Genomic DNA, 22,397 nt, shown 5'->3' on the forward strand with positions numbered 1-22,397 from the left:
GGAGGGTTCAAAGCCCTCCTCTTTAGTTTTATATCAACTTGTTGTCTAATGTAACTTCCTAACTTCAATATAGGAAAAAGGGAAATTAGCCATCTCCGAGAGTTCCTCACCTGCCTCGCGCAGCTCCTCATCTTCCTCATCAAAATACCAGTTAATCACCACTGGAAATTTATTTCTATGGATTTCGTTGATGATGGAAACCATATCGAACATGAATTTCGCCGATGACGAGTTAAAATACACCAACCGAAAGTTAAACGCAATGGGTCGAGAGATGCTTGGCTTCTTCTCCACCACATCTTTTACAAATTGTTCGAGCCAGTTTAGAATAGGCATATAGAAATCACGAACATTCTCTGGTCTAGAGTAGCCAGAGATCTCAAATTTCAATGCGTTAGGATCAAAAAATACTTCCGGTGAAACATTTGTTCCTTTAACCTTAAACACTTCCATTGAACTTGTTGTATTTGTCAGTTAGTAGAGGATGCAAACATAAAGGCCTAAATTTAAGAAAAAAATCTATCTATTATGCTACGACTTCCCCTTTTAAAAATTTTCACCCCGTGATCGCTGCTTACTTAAAAGGTTGATATTACAGGTGTTTGGATATCTTTCAACTGAAAAACATTTGCTTACATTTGTAATAATAAATAGCGGTAGAATGATACTTTCGGTTAATAACCTGACCATTTCATTTCAAAATCAACCACATCCGGTGGTTAACAATCTGTCCTTTAACTTGGAAGAGGGAGCATGCCTTGGCATTGTAGGCGAATCTGGTTCAGGAAAATCGTTAACCGCACTTTCGCTTCTAGGGCTACTACCACCCTCGGCTCAGCGCAGTGGAAATATCTTCTTTAAATGTAACGGCCAAGAACTTAACCTTGCTGAGTTGTCTGCAGCGAAGCAGCGAGCTATTCGTGGCAAAGAAATCGGCATTATTTTTCAGGAGCCAATGACTGCTCTCAATCCATCCATGAGGTGTGGCAGGCAAGTTGACGAAATTATGCAAGAACATCTTGGCCTAAAGCCGAAGGCGGCAAAGGAGCAGACGTTAAAGCTCTTTAGGGAAGTACAGCTCGACAATGCTGAAAAAGCATATAGCAGCTATCCTCACCAGCTTAGCGGCGGTCAGCGGCAAAGGGTAATGATTGCTATGGCTATTGCCTGCTCACCCACCTTGCTAATTGCCGACGAGCCAACCACCGCGCTCGATGTTACTATCCAAAAGACCATTCTCGACCTAATTAAGCAACTTCAAAAAAGCAGAAACATTGCCGTGATCTTTATCTCACACGACCTTGGCGTTATTGCAGAAGTTGCCGAAAAGGTTGTGGTAATGCGCAGGGGAACACTTGTTGAGGAGGGAGAAACAGAACAAATACTTTGCACTCCCAAAATGGAGTATACCCGTGGCCTTATAGCCTGTAGACCAACATTAAAAACCCATTCGGCAAGGTTACCGGTTCTCTCAGAAGGTGGCACCCTAATATTACCGACAAAAGGGGAGGCCATTTATCGTAAAGAAATACAAAACGAGACACCGCTTATCACCATTAAAAACCTAAGTGTAGCCTACGCAGTTAAACAACCTTTATTTTCCAACGTCACCTTATTCAATGCTCTAAGCAACATTAACCTTACCATTTATAAAGGAGAAACACTCGGTTTGGTAGGAGAATCCGGCTCCGGAAAGACAACTATTGGACGGGCAATAACCATGTTGGTAAAAGCTAGGCAAGGAGAGATTACTTACCGCGGTAAAAGCGTAACGTCGCTCAGAGGTAAAGAATACCAGAGTTTTCGAAAAAATGTTCAACTCGTTTTTCAAGATCCTTTCTCATCGCTTAACCCAAAGCATACCATTCAAGAGATTCTTGCTGAGCCATTGCGGCTATATAACAAAGAACACATGGATGTGAGTAAAAAGGTGCTTGTGCTACTCGATGAGGTGAACTTGTCAAAATCAAGTGCAAAAAAATACCCCCATGAATTTTCGGGGGGTCAGCGCCAAAGAATCTCTCTCGCCAGAGCCTTAGCGCTTGATCCTGAGTTGATTATTTGCGATGAATCGGTTAGTGCTTTAGACGTATCGGTACAGGCAGGAATACTCAATCTTTTAAACCAACTCAAGGAGGAGAAAGGGCTTACCTACCTATTCATTTCCCACGATCTTGCTGTGGTTAAATACATGAGCGACAGAATTGCAGTGCTTCAGCACGGTGAACTCCAAGAGATTGGTGAGGGTGCTGAAGTATACAGTCACCCTCAAAGCCCCTACACCCAGATGCTTATTGCCTCAATTCCGGGTGGTCAAAATCCTTAAAAAGGTCCATATTCTAAAGGACGTTCCTAAAAGAAATCATTCTCCTTCTTGGTTGAAGTTTCAACCGAATCAACCGGACAATCAATGTCGACCGTAAGCCCTGCAGGCTTAGTAAAAATGGCTGACCCGTCAATGCCTAAACTAGGATCTGCATATAGTTTCTGCAAGAAAACACCCCAGATCGGAAGCGCCATGCTTGCTCCTTGGCCAAGGGTAATTCCCTCGAAGTGAATGGCTCTATCTTCTCCACCAACCCACACGCCACCAACCAAATTTGGCGTTATCCCCATAAACCAACCGTCCGATTGGTTTTGAGTAGTACCTGTTTTGCCCGCAAGTTGGCCAGGTAGCTGATATCTATAGCGCAAGCGTCTGCCTGTGCCGTGGTCAACAACCGCCTGTAACAAATTAATCATGAGGTAAGCTGTTTTTTCGCTAATTGCCTCATACTTGGTAGATTTAAAGGTTGCTAACACATTCCCATTCTTATCTTCGATGCGGGTAACATACATAGGTTCTACGTGAATTCCACGATTAGCATACGTGGAGTATGCGCCCACCATTTCGTAGAGAGAAAAATCGGAAGTGCCCAGGAAGATTGAAACAACGGGATCGATATAACTCTTTATTCCAAGCTTGTGACTAATGTCAACCACATTCTGAGGATTGAACTGCTTCATTAGCCAAGCAGAAATATTGTTAACCGAATTTGCAAGCCCCCACTTTAAGGTAACCATTCTGCCATCAAATGCAGACTCACCTGAGTTTTTTGGAGTCCATGTAGAATCACCCACCATAAATGTTTGAGGGACATTCGGGACCTTAAAGCATGGAGAATAGCCTTCCTGCATGGCGAGTGTATACAAAAACGGTTTAATGGTTGAGCCCACCTGCCGCTTACTCTTCATCACCAGATCGTACTTAAAGTAGCGAAAATTGGGTCCACCAACATAAACCTTAATATAACCAGTATGCGGATCCATTGCCATGAATCCCGCGCGCAAGAATCGCTTGTAATACTTAATACTATCAAGCGGCGTAAGAACCGTATCGCGATCTCCCTTCCAAGTGAAAACCGTCATGCTGGTTTTTGTGTTAAAGTTCTTCCTGATCTGTTCGTCAGAGAAGCCAGCTTGCGTTAAATTCCAAAATCGGGTCGATTGGCGAACGGCTTGATTTAAAATTGCCTGCACTTGCTCCTTGGGCACATCCCTGGCATACACCGGATTGCCCTTGCTTTTTTGTTCCTTATCGAATGCCGGCTGCAGATTTTGTGCCAGATGTTCCTTTAACGCATCCTCACCATATTGCTGCATCTTGCTATTGATAGTTGAGTATATTTTTAAACCATCACGATACAGGTTGTATGGTGTGCCGTCGGGTTTCAAATTCTTATTGCACCAACCGTAAATAGGATTCGTTGCCCACTCGGTAGAGTCTGCCTTAAAAGTATCGTAGGAGTAATAATTTTCGCGCTTTGGCATGTTTGCACTCAGAATTAACCGCAGAGTTTCTCTGAAGTAGGTGGCGAGCCCTTCGTTGTGATCCTGAACCTGATAGTGTAGCTGTATTGGTATTTCTTTCACTGAATCGGCAACAGCATGAGTAATGTAGCCATACCTCGCCATCTTATCAATCACCACATTTCGACGCTCAAGTGACCTATCTGGATTTCGAACCGGGCTATATCTAGTGGGCGCATTTACAAGCCCAGCAAGCAAGGCTGCCTGTTGAATGTTGAGACTATCGGGCTCTATATTGAAGTAAGTCTTGGCCGCCGATTTGATACCGTAGGCTGTCCCTCCAAATGGAACAGTGTTCAGGTACATCGCCAAAATCTCATCCTTTGTGTAGTTCCGCTCTAGCTTCACAGCAGTAACCCATTCCTTAAATTTTGCCAATGCAAGATTAACCTTACGGGTAATGCCCCATCGGTAGTAGGTTGTATCGCGAGGGAAAAGATTCTTGGCCAGCTGCTGAGTAAGTGTTGATCCACCACCAGCTTCCCTATCTCCCATAACTATGGTCTTAACGAGTACTCGAGCCAATCCCCTGAAGTCTATTCCGGAGTGACTGCGGAACCGAGCATCTTCAATGGAAATTAAGGCGTTCTCAATATTTGGAGAAAGCTCATCGAAGCTGGTGTATGATCGATTCTCAATGTAGTACTTACCTAAAAGCACATTATCTTCTGAATAAACCTCCGATGCAAGATTGCTTTTGGGATTCTCAAGATCCTCAAAAGTAGGCATTGGCCCAAACACTTCAAGCGAAATGAGGGTGAAAAGAGTGATAATTGCTACCACAGGGAAGATAAGAATTCCCCAAAACCAAAGTAAAAATTTTCTCCTGAATTTATTCGAATTATCCATTAGATAGGTGTTTTCGTAATGCTGCGTAAAAATAGAAAATAATTATTGCAATCTAAATTTTGAAGTTAGTGATGTAATTGATTTACTTTGTGCTGTTCAAAAAAGTTTGGGGGATGCAGGAAAATTTGGTTATTGTGGAGTCGCCTGCCAAGGCAAAAACGATTGAGAAATTTCTAGGGAAAGGCTTTTTAGTTAAGTCATCGTTTGGCCACATTCGTGATTTAACAAAGAATAAGCTAAGTATAGATATTGAAAATAACTTCCAGCCATCATACACAGTTGATGTGGCCAAAAAGAAGGTGGTTGCGGAGTTAAAAGATCTTGCAGACAAGGCAAAGGTCGTATGGCTAGCCTCCGATGAAGACCGCGAGGGAGAAGCTATTGCTTGGCATTTAAAGGAGGTTCTTGAACTTGATCCCCAAAAAACAAAGCGGATTGTTTTCCATGAAATAACCAAGGAGGCCATCTTAAACGCCATCAAAAATCCGCGCGACATTGACCTTAGTTTAGTGAATGCCCAGCAGGCTAGAAGAATACTAGATCGTTTGGTTGGTTACGAAGTATCACCCATTCTTTGGAAAAAGGTAAAGCCAGGACTTTCCGCAGGAAGAGTGCAGTCAGTGGCGGTGAGGCTTACTGTTGAAAGGGAGAGAGAAGTGCTCGCCTTTACTCCTGAATCGAACTTTAGAGTGCAAGGACTCTTTGTAGCCAAAAACGGGGAACTTAAAGCGGAACTCAACAAGCGCTTCAAAGCGGCCAGCGAAACAAAGAAATTTCTTGAGCACTGCATCAGTGCGGCATTTACAGTTACCAACGTTGAAAAAAAGCCAACGAAGAAAACACCTGCTCCACCGTTTACGACATCAACCCTCCAGCAGGAAGCCAGTCGCAAGCTGAGTTTTTCCGTTGCTCAAACCATGACAGTTGCTCAGAAACTCTACGAGGCCGGTTTAATTACATACATGAGAACCGACTCCGTCAACCTTTCTGAAACAGCTCTCCATAGTGCCAAAGCAGTTGTTGAATCAATGTTTGGTGATAAATACTACCAGCAAAGGCGGTTTAAAACCAAGTCGAAGGGTGCTCAGGAAGCTCACGAAGCAATTAGGCCAGCATACATGGAGAACCCCTCGGTTGATGGGTCTTCAGCAGAAAGAAGGCTTTACGACCTTATCTGGAAGCGAACCTTGGCCAGCCAGATGGCTGACGCGTCGCTCGAAAAGACCACGATTACCATTGGTATCTCCAACGCAAAGGAACGATTTGAGGCAACGGGCGAAGTGCTGCTTTTCGACGGCTTTTTAAAGGTATACATTGAGGGAACCGATGATGAAAATGAGGATGACGCAACATCGCTCCTCCCAAAGGTTGCAGCTGGAGAGTTATTAACATGCAAAGAAATTATTGCAACAGAACGTTTCACACAAAAGCCTCCAAGGTATTCCGAAGCCAGCCTAGTTAAGAAAATGGAAGAGCTGGGCATTGGTCGTCCATCAACCTATGCACCAACCATCTCCACCATAATCACAAGAGGTTACGTCCAAAAAGAAGATCGACCCGGAGTTGAACGCACCTATCTTCTGCTTAAACTTACTGGCGGAAAAATATCTCAAGAAAACAGAGTCGAAACGTTTGGCGCTGAAAAGAGTAAGCTTTTCCCCAGCGATATAGGTATTTTGGTAACCGATTTTCTGACCAAGCATTTTACCTCAATTTTAAGCTACGATTTTACGGCCAACGTTGAGAAGGATTTCGACGAAATCGCCATAGGTAAGGTTCAGTGGACAAGTATGTTAAAAGATTTTTACACATCTTTTCACAATACAGTTGAAGAAACCACCAAAACTTCACAACCGAGCAAAGGCGAGAAAAAACTTGGTGATGATCCAAAAACGGGAAAGCCAGTTTTTGTAAGAATTGGAAGGTTTGGACCCATTGCCCAGCTGGGTGAAAGCGAGACTAGCAGTGGCGAGAAACCCCAGTATGCAAGCCTTCAAAAAGGACAACTCATTGAATCGATAACCTTGGAGGAAGCGCTCCATCTTTTTGATTTACCCCGCTCTTTAGGGAAGCTCGAAGGAGAAGAAATCTCCACCGCAATTGGACGTTTTGGCCCATTTGTAAAGCACAAGGCCAAATACTACTCACTCAAGGGAACCGACTATAATCCATACACAATTAATTTTGACGAAGCCGTCAGGCTTATTGCAGAGAAACAGGTCGAGGAGAAGAATAAAATCATTCAAGAGTTTGCAGACAAGCCCGGGTTGCGTGTTTTAAATGGACGATTTGGACCTTACATTTCGTTCGAGAAGCAAAACTATAAAATACCCAAAGGCAACGATCCAACGAAGCTTACCCTGGATGAATGCGTTGCAATCATCGAAGCTGCACCCAAGTCAGCCAATGGTAGCAAAACATCAAAGGCACATAAAGCAGTCAAAACAAAAAAGGCCACAACAACTAAGCCAAAGACTAAAAAATAAGAATGAAACTGGAAGATCTATTTGAACCTGTGAGCAATGCCATTCTTGCCGAGGCATTGCTTCTTCTTCCAGCAACTCTGGGACGATCAATTTTGCCGATTATCCCGGAGGTGACAACTCCCAAGGACGCAGAGGTGCTTCTTCTTGGTGTATATGACTCATCCAGTGAAACTGCTGTATCGCCTGACGATATCAGGAGGGAACTATACACGCTTTTTGCACCGGACAACATGCCAAGAATTGGTGACTTAGGGAATATTCCCAAAAATATGAATGCCGCAGAAGTTGATGATTGCCTGCATCGGCTAACAAAGTATTGCCTCAAAGAAAAGAAAAGCCTAGTTCTAATTTCACCATCGAGGGAAAACGCTACACCTTACTACAAGGTGTTGCAAAAGAACAATGACAATATTGGCGTCACATTGATAGATTCAAAAATTCCAACGCATGACGTTTCAGCGATAAAAAGTGAAGCCGGACTTTTTTCTCATATCATAGAGAATCCTTCAACGGAGCCGGACTTTTTGAATATTGTTGGCATTCAAACCTACCTCACCAACCCCGCTGATTTTGACCTTTCAAACAGAATTTTTGTCGAGGTCATTCGTCTTGGTCAACTCCGAACCGACATCAAATGTGCAGAACCGCTGCTTCGGGATAGCAATCTTGTGTGCCTCGACTTAAATGCTATCCGCCATGCCGATAATCCTTCAGGTAGATACTCCGGACCCAACGGGCTCTATGCAGAGGAGGCATGTACCTTAGCAAGGTATGCTGGCTATGCTGACAAGGTTAGCTTTTTTGGCGTTTTTGGCAATTATGAGAATCGGAGCGATACAATTTCAACCAGCTTGGTAGCCCAGCTTATCTGGCATTTTTTTGACGGGTTTTCAAAAAGGAGGAGTGAATATCCAGCACTCCATAAGGCTACTCTACAAAAATTTATAGTGAAGGTGGAAAAAAATGGTGAAGATTTAGTTTTCTACAAAAGTAAACAAACCGACCGTTGGTGGATGGAATTACCCCCAACACCAAAAAAAACACAAAAAAAACTGATTGCCTGTAGTTACGACGAATATCTTGATGCCACTAAGCACGACATCCCATTTCGATGGCTGTTTCATTTAAAGAAAAACAGCTAGTTGTTTTCCATTAATGGAACATTTTCAACGCTTTTTAGTAAAACCATCCTAGGTTAATCATTCTCATTCAGCAATTCGTTTTGAAAATTTGTTGGAGTAATTAATTTTTACTTATTTTACCTTTCAGATGTAAATGTATTGGGGCGTTTGTATGAGAAAGTTTTACCTGTTACAATTTATTCTTCTTATTACATCGTTGGAAGTAACAGCCCAACAGACTCCGCAATTCAGTCAAAACATGTTTAATCAAATGGCCATTAACCCAGGGTTCGCCGGTAGTTCGGACATGATATGCGCCACTGCAATTAACAGGCAGCAATGGGTTGGCTTTGCTGGAGCACCAGCAACCACTGTAATTAATGTAAACTCTCCATTCCGATTATTCGGTGAGTCACATGGCGCAGGTATTACCGTATACAACGACAAATACGCTTTCAACAATGATATTGATATTAATTTAAATTACGCATACAGGCTAACACTAGCAAACGGCAAGCTGGGCATTGGCGTGGCTGCTGGTTTTATAAACCCTTCTCTCAACCCAACATGGAAAGACCCAGAGGGAGGTACGGGCACCGGCGATCCAAACATTCCACAACAAAAGGAAAGCGTAATGAGTTTTGACCTTGCTTTTGGTCTCTATTACCAAACTGACAAAATGTATTTTGGCCTATCCGCTCAGCATTTAAATCAACCAGCACTAAACAAGGCTGTGAATCCATCTGTCTTGAATAGAACCTATTATCTAAGCAGCGGATACAATATGTCACTGCCCAACCCATCATTTGAAATCATTCCAAGCATTTTTATAGTAACCGACGGGGTAAGTTCTTCGTTAACGGTAAATACAAATGTTCTCTACAATAAAAGAATCTGGGGCGGCGTTTCCTATAGGTTAAATGATGCCATCACTGCAATGTTTGGGGTTGAACTTTTCAATGGAGTAAGATTAGGCTACGCTTACGATTATTCTTTATCAGCATTAAGCGGGTATAATGATGGTACTCATGAGTTTATGGTTAGTTATAGTTTTACTTTGAAAAAAGAAAAACCACCACAGAGGTACAAGAGTATAAGATTTTTGTAATTTGCACAATACAATTAAGGAAAATTTGTTTTTTGCTCATAACTTTCCGACTATGAAAAGAATACTGGTTCTGAGTCTACTAGCAGCAATAGTTACAAGCTGCGGCCCTAATATGAGTGGTGAGCTTACTGGTGTGCCAGGCCGTTCAAGCTATGCCGAAGCACCTCCATATGGAATGGTCTTTATCCCTCAAGGTTCATACAACATGGGGGCTAGCGATCAAGATGTAGCATGGTCAGTAACTGCACCTGCAAAAACAGTTTCTGTTGATGCGTTTTGGATGGACCAAACAGAAATTACGAACAACGAGTATCGCCAGTTCGTTTACTACGTTCGCGACTCCATTGAACGCCGTTTGTTGGCAGAACAGATCGACGATTTTGCAATTACCGAAGATGAGTTTGGAAACGAGATAGATCCTCCCGTCCTTAACTGGGACACCCCTATTGACCCAGGTGACGAGGAACAAGCTGCAATTCTTGACTCCATGTACTATAACAATCAGGAGCGATTCTACCGTCGGAAGGAAATCGATACCCGAAAACTTCAATATGAGTACTTTTGGATTGACCTTCAACAGGCCGCAAATCCAAGAAATCGTTACAACTTTGACGAAAAACGTTACTCAGGTGATGTTGTTAACATAATGGGTGAAAAGGTGCCGATTACTGATCGTTCCTCCTTTATTATCCGTGATGTTGTAAATGTTTATCCTGACACCCTTTGCTGGATTAGCGATTTTACCTATTCATATAACGAACCATACACTACCACCTACTTCTATCACCCTAGTTTTGATAACTACCCAGTTGTAGGAGTTACGTGGAAACAAGCTACCGCATTCTGTATTTGGCGTACGCAAAGCCTTAACGATTACCACTTTAAAAGAGGGGAGCCATTCGTTAACGACTATCGCTTGCCAACTGAAAGTGAATGGGAGTATGCTGCAAGAGGTGGCCTTGACTTAAACAAGTATCCTTGGGGTGGTCCTTACACTCGCAACCAAACAGGGTGCTTTCTGGCTAACTTCAAACCTCTTAGAGGAAATTATGTTGACGATGGAGGTTTAACCACCGTTCCTGTAATGAGTTATGACCCTAACGACTACGGCTTATACGACATGGCTGGCAATGTGGCAGAGTGGACGTCAAACGCCTATGATGAATCGGCATACATGTTCACACACGACATGAACCCAGATTATAAGTATAATGCAAAGCCTAACGATCCACCCGCTCTCAAAAGAAAAGTTGTTCGTGGTGGCTCCTGGAAAGATATTGCATATTTCTTGCAAAACGGAACGAGAACTTATGAATACCAAGATACGGCTAAGCCCTACATTGGATTCCGCTGCGTGAGAAGTTATATGCCTGGAGGAAATTAGTAACCTGTTAAAAAATTTCCACAATGGGATTCAATATTACTGAATTTGTTCAAAGCGACAGCTGGAGAAAATTCATGACCAAATTATATGGTTGGGGTGCTTCTGTTGTAATTATTGGTGCTCTGTTCAAACTAAACCACTGGACAGGTGCCACAACTGCTTTGGTATTAGGTATGACCACTGAGGCAATCATCTTTTTCTTCTCGGCCTTTGAGCCGCCTCATGAGGAAGTTGATTGGACGTTGGTATATCCTGAACTCACCGGAATTACGGATGAGGAGGAGTTGAAAAAATATCGGTCCGCCCGAAATGGGTTAGACAGTGAAACCATTCAGGAAATTATTGCAGGTGTTATAACTGCAACGGGTGGCGTTCCAGCAGCACCAGCTGCTGTTGCACAGAGCCAACCGCAACAGATTCCTCAGACTAGTGGCGGAGGTTACAACTCATCTGGTGCACTAATATTCACCGAAAAGTTCAACCAGATGCTTGAGAAGGCTGATATTGGACCTGAACTTTTTGATAAAGTCGGAAAGGGGCTTAACAAGCTTAGCCAAACTTCAGAGAAACTCGCTGACATTTCCAACGCTGCTGCGGCCTCGAGCGAACTTGCTGACAGCATGAAAAAAGCCTCCGGAACAGTTACCTCTTTTTCGGAAAAATATGAGCAATCCTCCAACGTTCTTAATGAGTCACTTAATCTTGCATCTGAAACATATCAAAAAGCCGCCGGCTCTGTTGCCGAGGCCGGAGATAAGTTTAGTCAAGGTATTACTCAAACGGCAGGAAGCTTAAAAAATCAGATCGACATAACTGGCAAGCAGGTAAATGAGATTATTACCGGTGCTGCCAAGCAGGTGGCCGATGATATGTCTGGAGCAGCCTCATCACTTGCCAGTGGCTACAAGGACATTACTGCACAAATACAAAGCGACCACGCAACGGTTTCCAATATTAACCAATCTTATGTTCAACAACTCTCGGTTCTCAATAAGCATCTAGAAGCGTTGAATCAAGTTCACGAGCAACAAATTCACCAATCCGACAAATACTTAAAGGACTCTGGAGAACTTTATACTGGTGTTGAGAAGATGGTTTCAGATCTTCAAAAATCTATTCAGGAGGTTCAAAAGTTGCGCCAAGGGGTTACCAACCTTAATCAAAATATTGATTCACTTAACGCCATTTATGGCAACATGCTTTCTGCCATGAACGTCATGTCCAATAATTAAATGAATAATAGCAATAGATTTTAATTAGGTATGGCCCACGGAAAAGAAACACCCAGGCAAAAAATGATAGGTATGATGTACCTAGTACTTACAGCTATGCTTGCGTTAAACGTATCGGCTGAAGTATTGGATGCATTCGTGCTTGTTGACCAAGGATTAATCCAAACGAACCATAGCTTTTCCTCCAAAAATGCGGATGCCTACAACGAATTTGACAAAGCATTTGCGCTAAACCCAGAAAAAGTCAAGCCGTGGAAAGATAAAGCGGATGAGATTCGAAAAAAGACGCAGGAGTTAAACTACTATATTGAGGAGCTTAAGGCACAGATAGTGTATGCTGCCGATGGAAAAGATGCAGCGGCGGTTACCGTAAAAAATGGTAAAGTTGTTGAGGTTGATGGTGATAAATTACTCAGTAAAGCAAATACCGATGCTGGCAGTAGAGTTATGCTTGGCAGCGATAAGAATGGAGAGGCGTATAATTTAAGAAAAAAGATAGCGGATTATAGAGATTATTTAAAAGGATTTATTACCGATAAGCAAAAGTTTGAACCCCTTGTGTCCTCCCTCAATATTTTACTTAATACAACCGATCCCCCACAAAAGGAGGATGGAACAACAAGAACTTGGGAAACGGGTAAATTTGAAAGTGTTCCTGTAGCCGCTGATTTGCCGATACTTACAAAAATGCAGCTTGACGTGCTCAACAGTGAAGCCGAAATAATAAGCTATCTCCTTCAGCAAATCGATGCTGGATCGCTCAGATTCAACAAGGTAGAGGCAATTGTGATTGCCAACTCCGACTATGTACTGCAGGGAAATGAGTACCAAGCACAGGTATTCCTAGCGGCCTCTGACTCCACACAGGATCCGAAAATATATGTGGGTTCTGTTGACTCAACAATAACGGCCGCTGGTACAAGAGATTACAGTATCAAAGGAAACTCTACTGAACTTCCTGTTAGTAAAGGAATTGGTATATACAAGGTTCGTATTCCAAAATCAGGAGTAGTGCACTGGGGCGGACTAATACAATTGGTCTCTCCAGATGGACGGTTGATTAAAAAACCGTTTAAGGCAACATTCCAAGTGGCGGTTCCATCCATTGTGGTATCACCAAGTAAAATGAACGTGCTCTACCGTGGCGTTGACAATCCGGTTGATATCTCCGTAGCCGGCGTTCCAATGGACAAAATACAGCCATTAATCGACAACGGGTCAATAAAAAGAGTTGGCAATGCCTTTGTTGTACAACCTGGTCCTGGAAAAATTGCAAACATTTCGGTCCTTGCAACCATCGACAACGCAAAGAAAAATCTTGGAAAAGTTCAGTTTCGTATAAAAAATGTACCTGATCCTACCCCACGGGTAATTGGCATAACCACTAGAATCGTTGATAAGGTTTACCTTACTGCGGCTGATGGTATTGCGGCAGAAATGCCACCCGATTTCGACTTTGACCTTACCTTTACCATTAAAAGTTATACCGTATCGGCAATTATTGACGGTTATGAGCAAAGTGCCGATGTTACGGGTTGGCGGTTTTCTGATAAGGCAAAAACAATAATTGGAAGAATTAGACCCAACCAACGGGTGCTCATTACAGATATTAAGGCGGTAGGCCCTGATGGATCTGTAAGAGACCTCAACGACATAAATATTAAAGTTAAATAACCACCACCATGAGAAGGAGTCTCCGTATTTTATTTGGCCTTACTACAATGGTAACCGTTGCTGCCTCCTCCTATGCGCAGCCAATTCAAAAGGAAAGCCTTGTTCAGGATGGCATTTATGTAAAAGAAACCATCACGGAACGTAAACCAATACCATACCCATCGCTTCGAGAAGCCGATGTTATGTGGAGTAAGCGTGTTTGGAGGATAATTGACCTTCGGGAAAAAATGAATCTTCCCCTTTACTTTCCAACACAAGAAATGCAGGATAGAAAAAGTCTGATCCAAACCCTTTATAGTGCAATTAAAAAAGGTGAGATTGTTGCTTACGATCCTGATGTCGACGATGAGTTTACCACTCCGATGTCGTTTAACGAGTGCGAAACTAAACTCGGTGGAGGAATGGTTGATGTGGGTAAAAACGAGGATGGCTCACCTAAAACGCAGTACGCCGACCCTAAATGGGCTGATATTAAGGAGTTTTTAGTCAAAGAAGAATGGTACTTCGATAAAAAGTATTCCCGCATGGAGGTGCGTATTATCGGTATTTGCCCAATTAGAGTTTACTACAAGACTGTTAATACTGGTGACGAAAACGCTGACGAGGAAAATACTGGTACCCTTACTAAGGTTAAAACCTTCTGGGTATACTTCCCCGAGGCTAGAAAGATATTAGCAAACACAACCGTTTTCAACGATCACAACGATGCGCAACGCATATCTTTCGACGACCTATTCTTCTTTAGACGGTTTGAATCCTACATCGTTCAGGAAGGAAACGTATACAATAACCGTATGATAAATACCTACACCCTAGGCGGTGTTCCAAATATGGAGGAGTCGGAAAGAATTAGAAATGACATTTTCGATACCGAACACGACCTGTGGGAATTCTAATACTACTTCTCATTGCAATAAAAAGCCATCTCAATACGAGATGGCTTTTATTTTTCTATACCATTGAGAAATGAACCTATAAATGTAATCTAGGTATACTGCTCTCCTTTTTCAATCAGAATATCGCTCACAAAGGATTTAATTTCCTGTTCATCATCCATTCTACAAACGAGCAAAATCCCATCCGATTCCACTACAATGCAGTCGCTTAATCCTTGCAGAACAACCAACTTCTCATCAGGAACACGGACAACACAATTCTTAATCCCATAGCTCATCACGTTGGCACCGGTAACTGAATTGCCCAACTTATCTCGCTGCGAATTAATAAATAGTGACCCCCACGTTCCCAAATCAGACCATCCGAATTCTGCCATAATAACGTATACGTTGTCTGCCTTTTCCATTATGCCATAGTCGATGGATACGCTACGACACTCAGAGTATATATCTCGAATAAACCCTTCTTCTTTGGGTGAATTATAGAGTCCAATACCGTCTGCAAAGAGGCTACTAACCTCAGGTAATAAATCGCGAAAGCTATCGAGTATCGTTGTCAACGACCAAATAAAGATTCCCGAATTCCAAAAAAATTCTCCGCTTTTCAAAAATATCTTTGCCATATCGAGATTAGGCTTTTCGGTAAAGGTTTTAACCTTTCGAATACCAGCCTCGGGAGCAGGAACTCCACTATTAATTTGAATATAGCCATAGCCCGTCTCTGGCCTTGTTGGCTTGATGCCTATGGTTATTAGCGATTTGTTAGCTTCGGCAAAGGTAAGACCCTGAAGTATCGTATTGTGAAACTGCGTCTCATTAAGGACCAGATGGTCCGAAGGTGCCACCACGATTACGGCATTGGAATTCCTTTCCAGAATTTTATAGTTGGCATAGGCTATGCAAGGTGCGGTATTTCTCCGCAGTGGTTCAAGCAAAACCTGTGACTCATCAATTTCTGGAAGCTGCTCGAGGACAATATCCTTATAGGCCACGCTAGTAACAACCATTATGTTTCCCACCGGAATAATGGCAGCAAACCTGTCAAAAGTTTGTTGTATGAAGGTTCTCCCTGTGCCAAGGATATCGAGAAACTGTTTTGGCTTAGCATTTCTGCTAAGAGGCCAAAAGCGGCTTCCGACGCCACCAGCCATTATTACACAGTAATGGTTTTTATTCATGACTTGGTTTTTTTTACAAATTTAGGAAAAGAACTACACCCTCCACCTAAAATGGTTAATGAAAGGAATTTTCTACCTTTGTTAAAAAAAAGGATGGAACTGTTTCATGCTATTGGCGATTACGTTTTGCTGATGAAGCGGGTGTTTTCAAGACCTGAGAAAAAGTTAATGTACTATCGACAGGTTGTAAAAGAGATCGAGTCGTTAGGGGTTAACTCCATTGGTATTGTGGCCATCATATCGGCATTTATGGGTGCTGTAATTACCCTTCAAACCGCCTACAATACGGAAAGCCCATTTTTGCCAAATTACATAATTGGAGTTGCAGCCAGAGACTCCATTCTTCTGGAATTCTCATCCACCATTGTTGGGTTAATTCTTGCAGGAAAGGTTGGCTCCAATATTGCCTCGGAAATAGGTTCAATGCGCGTTTCCGAGCAGATTGATGCTCTAGAAATTATGGGCGTCAACTCAGCGAGCTTTCTTATTCTACCTAAGATTGTTGCCACGGTTTTATTCAATCCATTTTTAACTATCCTCAGCGTGCTAGTTGGTATTGCCGGTGGATGGTCGGTTGGTGTTTTCACTGGGGTAATTACCACCGAGAGCTATATTAATGGAATTCAGTATGGTTTTGTTCCATATTACATCACTTATGCATTAATTAAAACCGTCGTCTTTGCCTTTCTTATTACCACCATCTCCGCTTACTATGGCTTCACAGTTAAAGGAGGCTCGGTAGAGGTTGGCCGATCTAGCACAAAAGCAGTGGTGGTTGCCAGTGTGGCCATTCTGCTCTTCAATTTAATTCTTACCCAAATGCTTCTTAAGTAATCATGATAAAGGCCATTAATTTATCTAAATCCTTTGACAGCAGGTTGGTGCTCGAGAATATCTCTGCCACGTTTCACCAGGGAAAAATAAACCAAATTATAGGAGAGAGTGGTTCCGGTAAAACTGTTCTGCTGAAATCGCTTGTTGGGCTATACCCTATAGATAATGGGGAAATTTACTATAACGACACCCTGTTTTCATCTATTGATAGGAAGGAGAGGCAAAATTTGAGAAAAAAGATAGGAATGCTCTTTCAGGGAGGTGCACTATTCGATAGCGTTTCTGTTCTTGAGAATGTTAAATTTCCGCTCGATATGTTTACGGATATGAGCGAAGCAGAAAAACTTGAACGGGCAAACTTCTGCCTTCAACGGGTCAATATTTCCGACTCAAACAAGCTCTTCCCTTCTGAAATTAGTGGTGGAATGCAAAAGCGGGTGGCCATTGCTCGGGCCATTGCCTTGAATCCTAAATATCTCTTTTGTGATGAACCAAACTCAGGCCTTGACCCCCGCACGGCGACAGTAATTGATAACTTAATTAAGGAGATAACGGAGGAATATCAAATTACGACCATCATCAACACGCACGACATGAACTCTGTAATGGAGATTGGGGATAAAATTCTCTTTATCTATCAAGGTAAAAAATGGTGGGAAGGGACTAGGGAAGAAATTTTAAAAACCGACAATAAGGAACTGAACCAGTTTGTTTTCTCCTCATCGCTGACACGAGCAGTAAAAGGTAAGTTTTAACCGTGGAGCATAAGCCATTCGAGCATTGGCTTATCCAATATCTCAATGGTAGTTCCTTCAATGCGAATAATACCATCCTTCCGGAACTCGGAAAGGCTTCTTATTACATTCTCCACCCGCATATCAATGAGATCACCTATTTCCTTACGTGATATGGGAAGTGAAAAAGTATTGGTCTTATAAACGTCGTCAGCAAACATCAATATTATTAAGGCAATTCGTCCCCTAAGTTGACGTGTATTTAACTCCAGCCTCGTATTTAGCAACTTGTTAGACACAATGCTCATTTTCTCCAACAGCGTCCTTGCAAATGTGCCACTCTTCAAAACAAGCTGCTCCACAGCCGAAATATTTACCATGCAGAGTTCAGTGTCCTCAATTGCAGTGATTGTATATTGATATGTGGATGAAGAGAAGAGGCTTAGAAGTCCTATAAAATCGAGTGGTGAAGCAATACCAATAATCTGCTCGTGACCCTCGGTGTTCCGTCGTGAAAGTTTAGCCAATCCATCTCTCAAATAAATGAAATGGCTAACTAAATCCCCCTGCTTGGCAATTACCTCACCTTTTCCGGCAACAAAGATCTCCTTCCCATCCTCTACTATCATCAGCTCCTCTGTTGTTAAGCAACTGAATAAAGTCGACCGAAGGCTGCAATTCCGGCAATCCTCGCTATTGCATGATATTTTCATGTGGCTAAGATATATGATTATTATCAGCACGGATAGCTACCATACTAAATGTATGACGTCCTGTAAAAGGCCAAGGTAATGGTGGGTTAGAAGTTGGCGTCTCTGCAGCGATGAAAAGTCAGATGGAGAAATTAGACATCCCAACAATTGAGGAGTTTCTTGAGTTAATCACTGTTGTGGTGATGGGGAGATTTACTCCTGTAAGCTGACTGTAGACATGTTTGGACTTAGAAAGAAGATCTAGGCGAACATGTCATTGACATTATTACTATAGGTCAATTCTACGAATTGTCTGCAGGTCAAGGAACACAGATTATTTTTACATAATAAGGCCAATCACCATTACAAGAAAACCGGGATGACAACCCGATTTTTTTCGTACCGAGGTTAAACCCCATAACCAAATAGTTACTCTTTAATCTCCTCATAGTCGACATACTCACCCAAGTTCTGGAATTTACCGCTACCCTCATTGGTGTTTGCATTGTCCTTAATCCAAACTTCCCCCTCCTTGTGCTGCTGATCAGCAGCACCACTGGTGGATCCCCTTTTGAATAACTTTCGCACCTTATACCTTAGAAAAATCAAGGATACAAAACCAAGTAGAAAGACGAAAAGGATAAAAAAAAGTAAAAATTGAAATAGAAATAACATAGTATAGTTTATTCTTTAAATCTGAAAAACTGAACCTCCCCCGATGAAGTAACCGACACCATCCCAAAGGTGGCCGATTTTACATCAAGGTTAACATAAGTAGCATAAATACTACTTTCAAGAGGGAAACCGCTAAAAATCGTTCCGTTAGAATTCACCATATACGACTTTTCTTTGTTAGTATGGACCAAAATATATTTTCTACCTTTAGCACCATTAACTATCTCAGGCCAAGAGTCAATATCGCCATCGACCTTAACAGAAAACATCTTATTCCCTTTTCCATCGGAAACATTAATTTGATTGCCATCCGCTATAATAACATCACCCTGCATGTTTCCGTTCAAATCTGCAAAAATAAAGTAGTAGGCATTATCTCCTTGGCTTGATACAACCGCACGGGATTTTCCGTCTGTATTGAGCCATACAATTTCGCCAGCACTACTAGGTAACATAAAATCGCTATTATTATCAGCCAAATAGCATTTTGCATTAGCCGCGGGCACAATAGACCTATCCACCTTAATTCTATCGCGCCCCCGCCGATCAAGAAAGTAAAACTTAAGGCCGTCGTGAATTGTGATATAATCCTTGCCTTTAATACGGAAATAGTCTACGGGTGCAGAAACCACTCCCCCTGTTGTGGTAAATTTCCAACCTTTAATCTCCTTCCCACTTTTATCGTAGAGCAAAACTCTACCATCGGCAACTGGAACAAAGATTCGGTTTTCTCCATTGTTGTCGTAATCAAAAAATGAAGCCATGGCCGTAGCCGGAGAAGGGAGGAGGATAGGGAAGCCGTCGACTACCTCACCATTCCTATCGATAAGGTATACGCTCCGCTTGGTTGTAAAAAACAGCTGATACTTGTGATTTCTGAAATAGTCTACACATTGGATATCTCCAACAATATGATCATCAATTTTTTTCTTCCAGAGTAAGGTACCGTCGCTCTTTAACATGTTTAGCTGATTTTGGTTATCGGTGAAAACCAGCTGCTGCTGTTTTGTTTTGTAGTCTTTAAAAATATAAGGTTTGCTACTTATAACGGTATCCGCTTTGAATGTCCACTCAGCATTAGGAGAACCGGAAGCAGATGTAGTCACCGCAGGTGTGGTAATAAAGAAGTTTGTAAACAGTTTACCCTTCAATGAGCGAAACTGAATGCCAATGCCACCTACACCATTTAATAGCTCAGGTGTTTTTGCAAGCTCTTGCTGTAGCGGACTCTTTTCAATCACTGAGAGTAGGCTGCTGCTATTAACTGGATTGAGGTAAAAAAATATGTTACCCATTGAAGCCACATACGGCAATACAGATTGGTATGAGCTGGTTGCCTTGAGCTTGTCACCACTATTTAAGGCATTTAAAAATGATTCAAGTCCCTTTTGATCGGAAGCGGTAATAAAGTAGTTTTGGTAAAAAGCAGCCACATCCTCAGCGAAAGGAAAAACCAACCCTTTAAACATAGCCTCCGAAAAGTCGGACGATGGTAGGTTGTATATCGGCACCCTCTCTTTTCCAATCAACGCCTCTTTGGCAATCGGTTGCTTGCCGGTCTCCTTTTTTAGCAGTGCTAAGTTTTCTTTAGCCAGAAGTTTTGCTGTCTCTGGATCGTTGAGACCATAAAGGTTGAGCCAGCAACCACCTCCTGCAATATTCACGTCACGGTAATAGAGCGAAACAATGCTATTTGTTTTGCCCACCCGCATAAATCGGTCAATGCTAAAATTACCACCCTGCTCCCACTCCTTAAGCCTTGCATTGTGCGCATAAAGCTTATTCTCCTTATCAAGATAGCTGTTGTAATCGGCAATAAAACCATTAATGTCACTTATTTGGTAGCTAACAAAACAGGCAACAGAAGCAGGCAATAACTCAGAAACTTTGACAGGAAGAGGCGATTGGTGAAGAAATATTCGGAAGAATCGATTGGTTGAGTCGCTGGCAAGTGTGAAACCATTTGCAATAAAGGCATTGCTATGCATAAATCCATCAACAGCAATCCAATCAGTGAACTTATTGAGGAGCTGTATCCGTTGCACAATTGCGCTGCCAAGCAAAGGTTGTAGGATAGAAGTAATATTCCTTCCATTTACTAACATATTGACGCTCACATTATCGCCAAGTGTTTTCCATAGGGTTTTAAAGCCATCGGACTTTAACAACGATTCCCCACTGGAAAGCTGTCTGAGTGCTGCCTCAACAATCATTCTGCTGGAGGAGATAATTGCAATTCGATTTGCGACAACAAAATAGACGTCCGGTACAAAAGCTTTTCCTGGCATCAGGTGGATTACATCGCTTCCTTGATATTTACTAGATTCCACCCTTATTCCCTTGGTAGTAAAGAACGAGGTCAAATCCTCAAGGTCACGGCTGTGAACCTCCGGTGGAATTTGAAGGTAGAACGCAGCTTTATTGCCTCCCCTGCCGAAAGGGTGAATAGAAATGAACAACGGACTTGAGGTATAGAGATTTCGAAGAATATCGTTGCTAGTGAACAGTACCGTCAAACTTTTCTCCTCTTTTTCAAATGCTTCATACCAATCGGTTCCAGCCAAGAGTTTCTTAAACTCAGAACCTTCATCCTTAAGACCAAAAAGTTGCTGTGTAGAGGTAAAGCGCATCACCACTGAGGCATCCAATGGAATGGCAGCAATAGGCTCGGAAGAATTTTCCTTGTTATAGAAAATGGTAAATACGTAGACGACTCCAACAACCAAAAGCAATAAGGCCACAAAAAGGGCTACAACATTTTTACGCAACATACCTTCAACTCAATATTCCATACAAAGTTAGCTATTCAACTTCCAATCCAAAAGGTTTTCCGATGTATTAAAACTATTTAACCGTTGAGATGGTGAAAACAGATGTTAAACATGTAATATCGACCAATGTAGCAAGGTTTGTTTATCCCATTTGCTAGGTAGACAAGATTGTTGTGATTAACAATGGTGAGGTGACTGAGCAGTATATCAGTCAGGAACTCATGGCCTTAAATAATGGTTTGTATGCAATCTTAGCGAACTGTAATATTCGAGGCAAATTAATTCATTAATCTTTCGTCATAATCAATTCAATTTGTTGGATTTCTGTGGTTTAGTACCATAACTTTACCTGATTACGCTCTCAACTAATTGAAAAAGTCATGTGGAAGTATCTCGTTACATCAGCAATGTTGCTCATGCTTATGAGCATAGGTAAACTGCATGCGCAAGACTACCCTCAGAACTCCAGAAGCACCTACTTTGAAGTTAGCTTGGGTGCTGCTATCCCCACAGGCGACTTTGCCAAAACAAGCGGAGCAAATGCAGGGTTTGCAAAAACTGGTGCAAGGGTTAACCTTATAAATTATGGCACCCAATTCACCCCACACTGGGGATTATGTGCAACCCTATTCGGCGATGCAACACCTGTTGACATTACGGCAGAGAATACACCAATGTGGGCTTATGCAGGCTTGCTGGTTGGACCCACTGCAACCCTTCCATTAGGTCGACTACTTCGCTTTGACCTAAAAGCGATGATTGGCACATCCTCAACATCATTACCCGTTTTTCAATACGGTGGAATAACCACCGATTCAAAAAGTGCAAGTAGCACTATCTATCAGATTGGTGCCAAGGTACGATTCAACCCTACCAGCAGGTTTGGCATACACCTAAATGCTGATTATGTGAGC

General features: G+C 42.3%; 17 protein-coding genes. 11 read left to right on the forward strand and 6 right to left on the reverse strand.

Translation table 11 applies throughout. From position 1 onward, the window contains the following. Positions 1-45 precede the first annotated feature (45 nt). Positions 46-453: a DUF1987 domain-containing protein gene (locus VMW01_03660; protein ID HUW05336.1), complete on the reverse strand. Its 408-nt coding sequence runs from the start codon at positions 451-453 to the stop codon at positions 46-48. 208 nt (positions 454-661) lie between these two features. Between VMW01_03660 and VMW01_03665 the strand changes: the two genes are divergently transcribed. Continuing rightward, positions 662-2,326, forward strand: coding sequence for an ABC transporter ATP-binding protein (locus VMW01_03665; protein HUW05337.1), 1,665 nt, complete (start codon positions 662-664; stop codon positions 2,324-2,326). Positions 2,327-2,352: 26 nt separating this feature from the next. Here the strand turns inward: VMW01_03665 and VMW01_03670 are convergent, their stop codons facing one another. Beyond that, on the reverse strand, positions 2,353-4,698 hold the full coding sequence (locus VMW01_03670) for a transglycosylase domain-containing protein (GenBank protein HUW05338.1): 2,346 nt from the start codon (positions 4,696-4,698) through the stop codon (positions 2,353-2,355). 113 nt (positions 4,699-4,811) lie between these two features. Between VMW01_03670 and topA the strand changes: the two genes are divergently transcribed. From topA to gldN, 7 genes are all read left to right on the forward strand, one after another. Beyond that, the gene (topA, locus tag VMW01_03675) at positions 4,812-7,184 is read left to right on the forward strand and encodes a type I DNA topoisomerase (protein ID HUW05339.1); all 2,373 of its coding nucleotides are present in this window, start codon (positions 4,812-4,814) and stop codon (positions 7,182-7,184) included. A gap of 2 nt (positions 7,185-7,186) precedes the next feature. After that, positions 7,187-8,326: a hypothetical protein gene (locus tag VMW01_03680; GenBank protein HUW05340.1), complete on the forward strand. Its 1,140-nt coding sequence runs from the start codon at positions 7,187-7,189 to the stop codon at positions 8,324-8,326. Positions 8,327-8,477: 151 nt separating this feature from the next. Next, positions 8,478-9,413 carry a type IX secretion system membrane protein PorP/SprF gene (locus tag VMW01_03685; GenBank protein ID HUW05341.1) on the forward strand — a complete coding sequence of 312 codons (936 nt, stop codon included), beginning with the start codon at positions 8,478-8,480 and terminating at the stop codon, positions 9,411-9,413. A gap of 52 nt (positions 9,414-9,465) precedes the next feature. After that, the gene (locus VMW01_03690) at positions 9,466-10,797 is read left to right on the forward strand and encodes an SUMF1/EgtB/PvdO family nonheme iron enzyme (GenBank protein ID HUW05342.1); all 1,332 of its coding nucleotides are present in this window, start codon (positions 9,466-9,468) and stop codon (positions 10,795-10,797) included. A gap of 23 nt (positions 10,798-10,820) precedes the next feature. After that, positions 10,821-12,029: a gliding motility protein GldL gene (gldL, locus tag VMW01_03695; GenBank protein ID HUW05343.1), complete on the forward strand. Its 1,209-nt coding sequence runs from the start codon at positions 10,821-10,823 to the stop codon at positions 12,027-12,029. Positions 12,030-12,059: 30 nt separating this feature from the next. Beyond that, entirely contained in the window at positions 12,060-13,703 is a 1,644-nt protein-coding gene (gldM, locus tag VMW01_03700) for a gliding motility protein GldM (protein ID HUW05344.1), read from the forward strand. A gap of 8 nt (positions 13,704-13,711) precedes the next feature. Beyond that, positions 13,712-14,599: a gliding motility protein GldN gene (gldN, locus tag VMW01_03705; GenBank protein ID HUW05345.1), complete on the forward strand. Its 888-nt coding sequence runs from the start codon at positions 13,712-13,714 to the stop codon at positions 14,597-14,599. 89 nt (positions 14,600-14,688) lie between these two features. Here the strand turns inward: gldN and VMW01_03710 are convergent, their stop codons facing one another. Beyond that, positions 14,689-15,777 carry a mannose-1-phosphate guanylyltransferase gene (locus VMW01_03710; GenBank protein HUW05346.1) on the reverse strand — a complete coding sequence of 363 codons (1,089 nt, stop codon included), beginning with the start codon at positions 15,775-15,777 and terminating at the stop codon, positions 14,689-14,691. Positions 15,778-15,870: 93 nt separating this feature from the next. Here VMW01_03710 and VMW01_03715 point away from each other — a divergent pair, with 93 nt between their 5' ends. Both VMW01_03715 and VMW01_03720 read left to right on the forward strand, forming a co-directional pair. Beyond that, positions 15,871-16,611, forward strand: a complete 741-nt coding sequence (locus VMW01_03715; GenBank protein ID HUW05347.1) for an ABC transporter permease — start codon at positions 15,871-15,873, stop codon at positions 16,609-16,611. Positions 16,612-16,613: 2 nt separating this feature from the next. Continuing rightward, on the forward strand, positions 16,614-17,366 hold the full coding sequence (locus VMW01_03720) for an ATP-binding cassette domain-containing protein (protein HUW05348.1): 753 nt from the start codon (positions 16,614-16,616) through the stop codon (positions 17,364-17,366). Here the strand turns inward: VMW01_03720 and VMW01_03725 are convergent. The 3 genes from VMW01_03725 to VMW01_03735 form a co-directional block, all read right to left on the reverse strand. Further along, complete coding sequence (locus tag VMW01_03725) at positions 17,363-17,974, reverse strand: Crp/Fnr family transcriptional regulator (GenBank protein HUW05349.1); 612 nt, start codon at positions 17,972-17,974, stop codon at positions 17,363-17,365. The genes VMW01_03720 and VMW01_03725 overlap by 4 nt on opposite strands. Positions 17,975-18,466: 492 nt before the next feature. Continuing rightward, on the reverse strand, positions 18,467-18,625 hold the full coding sequence (locus tag VMW01_03730) for a hypothetical protein (protein ID HUW05350.1): 159 nt from the start codon (positions 18,623-18,625) through the stop codon (positions 18,467-18,469). Positions 18,626-18,720: 95 nt separating this feature from the next. After that, a complete protein-coding gene (locus VMW01_03735) occupies positions 18,721-21,483 on the reverse strand; it encodes a hypothetical protein (GenBank protein HUW05351.1) in 2,763 nt (920 codons plus the stop codon). Between the two features lie 380 nt (positions 21,484-21,863). Here VMW01_03735 and VMW01_03740 point away from each other — a divergent pair. Further along, positions 21,864-22,397: hypothetical protein (locus VMW01_03740; GenBank protein HUW05352.1), on the forward strand; the 534-nt coding region annotated here is incomplete at its 3' end.

Source organism: Williamwhitmania sp. (genome assembly GCA_035529935.1).
GTDB lineage: Bacteria > Bacteroidota > Bacteroidia > Bacteroidales > Williamwhitmaniaceae > Williamwhitmania.

Bases quoted from the DNA above. Each gene is read 5' to 3' on its own strand.
- VMW01_03660 (HUW05336.1), bottom strand. From the start codon at position 453: ATGGAAGTGTTTAAGGTTAAAGGAACAAATGTTTCACCGGAAGTATTT.
- VMW01_03665 (HUW05337.1), top strand. From the start codon at position 662: ATGATACTTTCGGTTAATAACCTGACCATTTCATTTCAAAATCAACCA.
- VMW01_03670 (HUW05338.1), bottom strand. From the start codon at position 4,698: ATGGATAATTCGAATAAATTCAGGAGAAAATTTTTACTTTGGTTTTGG.
- topA (HUW05339.1), top strand. From the start codon at position 4,812: ATGCAGGAAAATTTGGTTATTGTGGAGTCGCCTGCCAAGGCAAAAACG.
- VMW01_03680 (HUW05340.1), top strand. From the start codon at position 7,187: ATGAAACTGGAAGATCTATTTGAACCTGTGAGCAATGCCATTCTTGCC.
- VMW01_03685 (HUW05341.1), top strand. From the start codon at position 8,478: ATGAGAAAGTTTTACCTGTTACAATTTATTCTTCTTATTACATCGTTG.
- VMW01_03690 (HUW05342.1), top strand. From the start codon at position 9,466: ATGAAAAGAATACTGGTTCTGAGTCTACTAGCAGCAATAGTTACAAGC.
- gldL (HUW05343.1), top strand. From the start codon at position 10,821: ATGGGATTCAATATTACTGAATTTGTTCAAAGCGACAGCTGGAGAAAA.
- gldM (HUW05344.1), top strand. From the start codon at position 12,060: ATGGCCCACGGAAAAGAAACACCCAGGCAAAAAATGATAGGTATGATG.
- gldN (HUW05345.1), top strand. From the start codon at position 13,712: ATGAGAAGGAGTCTCCGTATTTTATTTGGCCTTACTACAATGGTAACC.
- VMW01_03710 (HUW05346.1), bottom strand. From the start codon at position 15,777: ATGAATAAAAACCATTACTGTGTAATAATGGCTGGTGGCGTCGGAAGC.
- VMW01_03715 (HUW05347.1), top strand. From the start codon at position 15,871: ATGGAACTGTTTCATGCTATTGGCGATTACGTTTTGCTGATGAAGCGG.
- VMW01_03720 (HUW05348.1), top strand. From the start codon at position 16,614: ATGATAAAGGCCATTAATTTATCTAAATCCTTTGACAGCAGGTTGGTG.
- VMW01_03725 (HUW05349.1), bottom strand. From the start codon at position 17,974: ATGATAGTAGAGGATGGGAAGGAGATCTTTGTTGCCGGAAAAGGTGAG.
- VMW01_03735 (HUW05351.1), bottom strand. From the start codon at position 21,483: ATGTTGCGTAAAAATGTTGTAGCCCTTTTTGTGGCCTTATTGCTTTTG.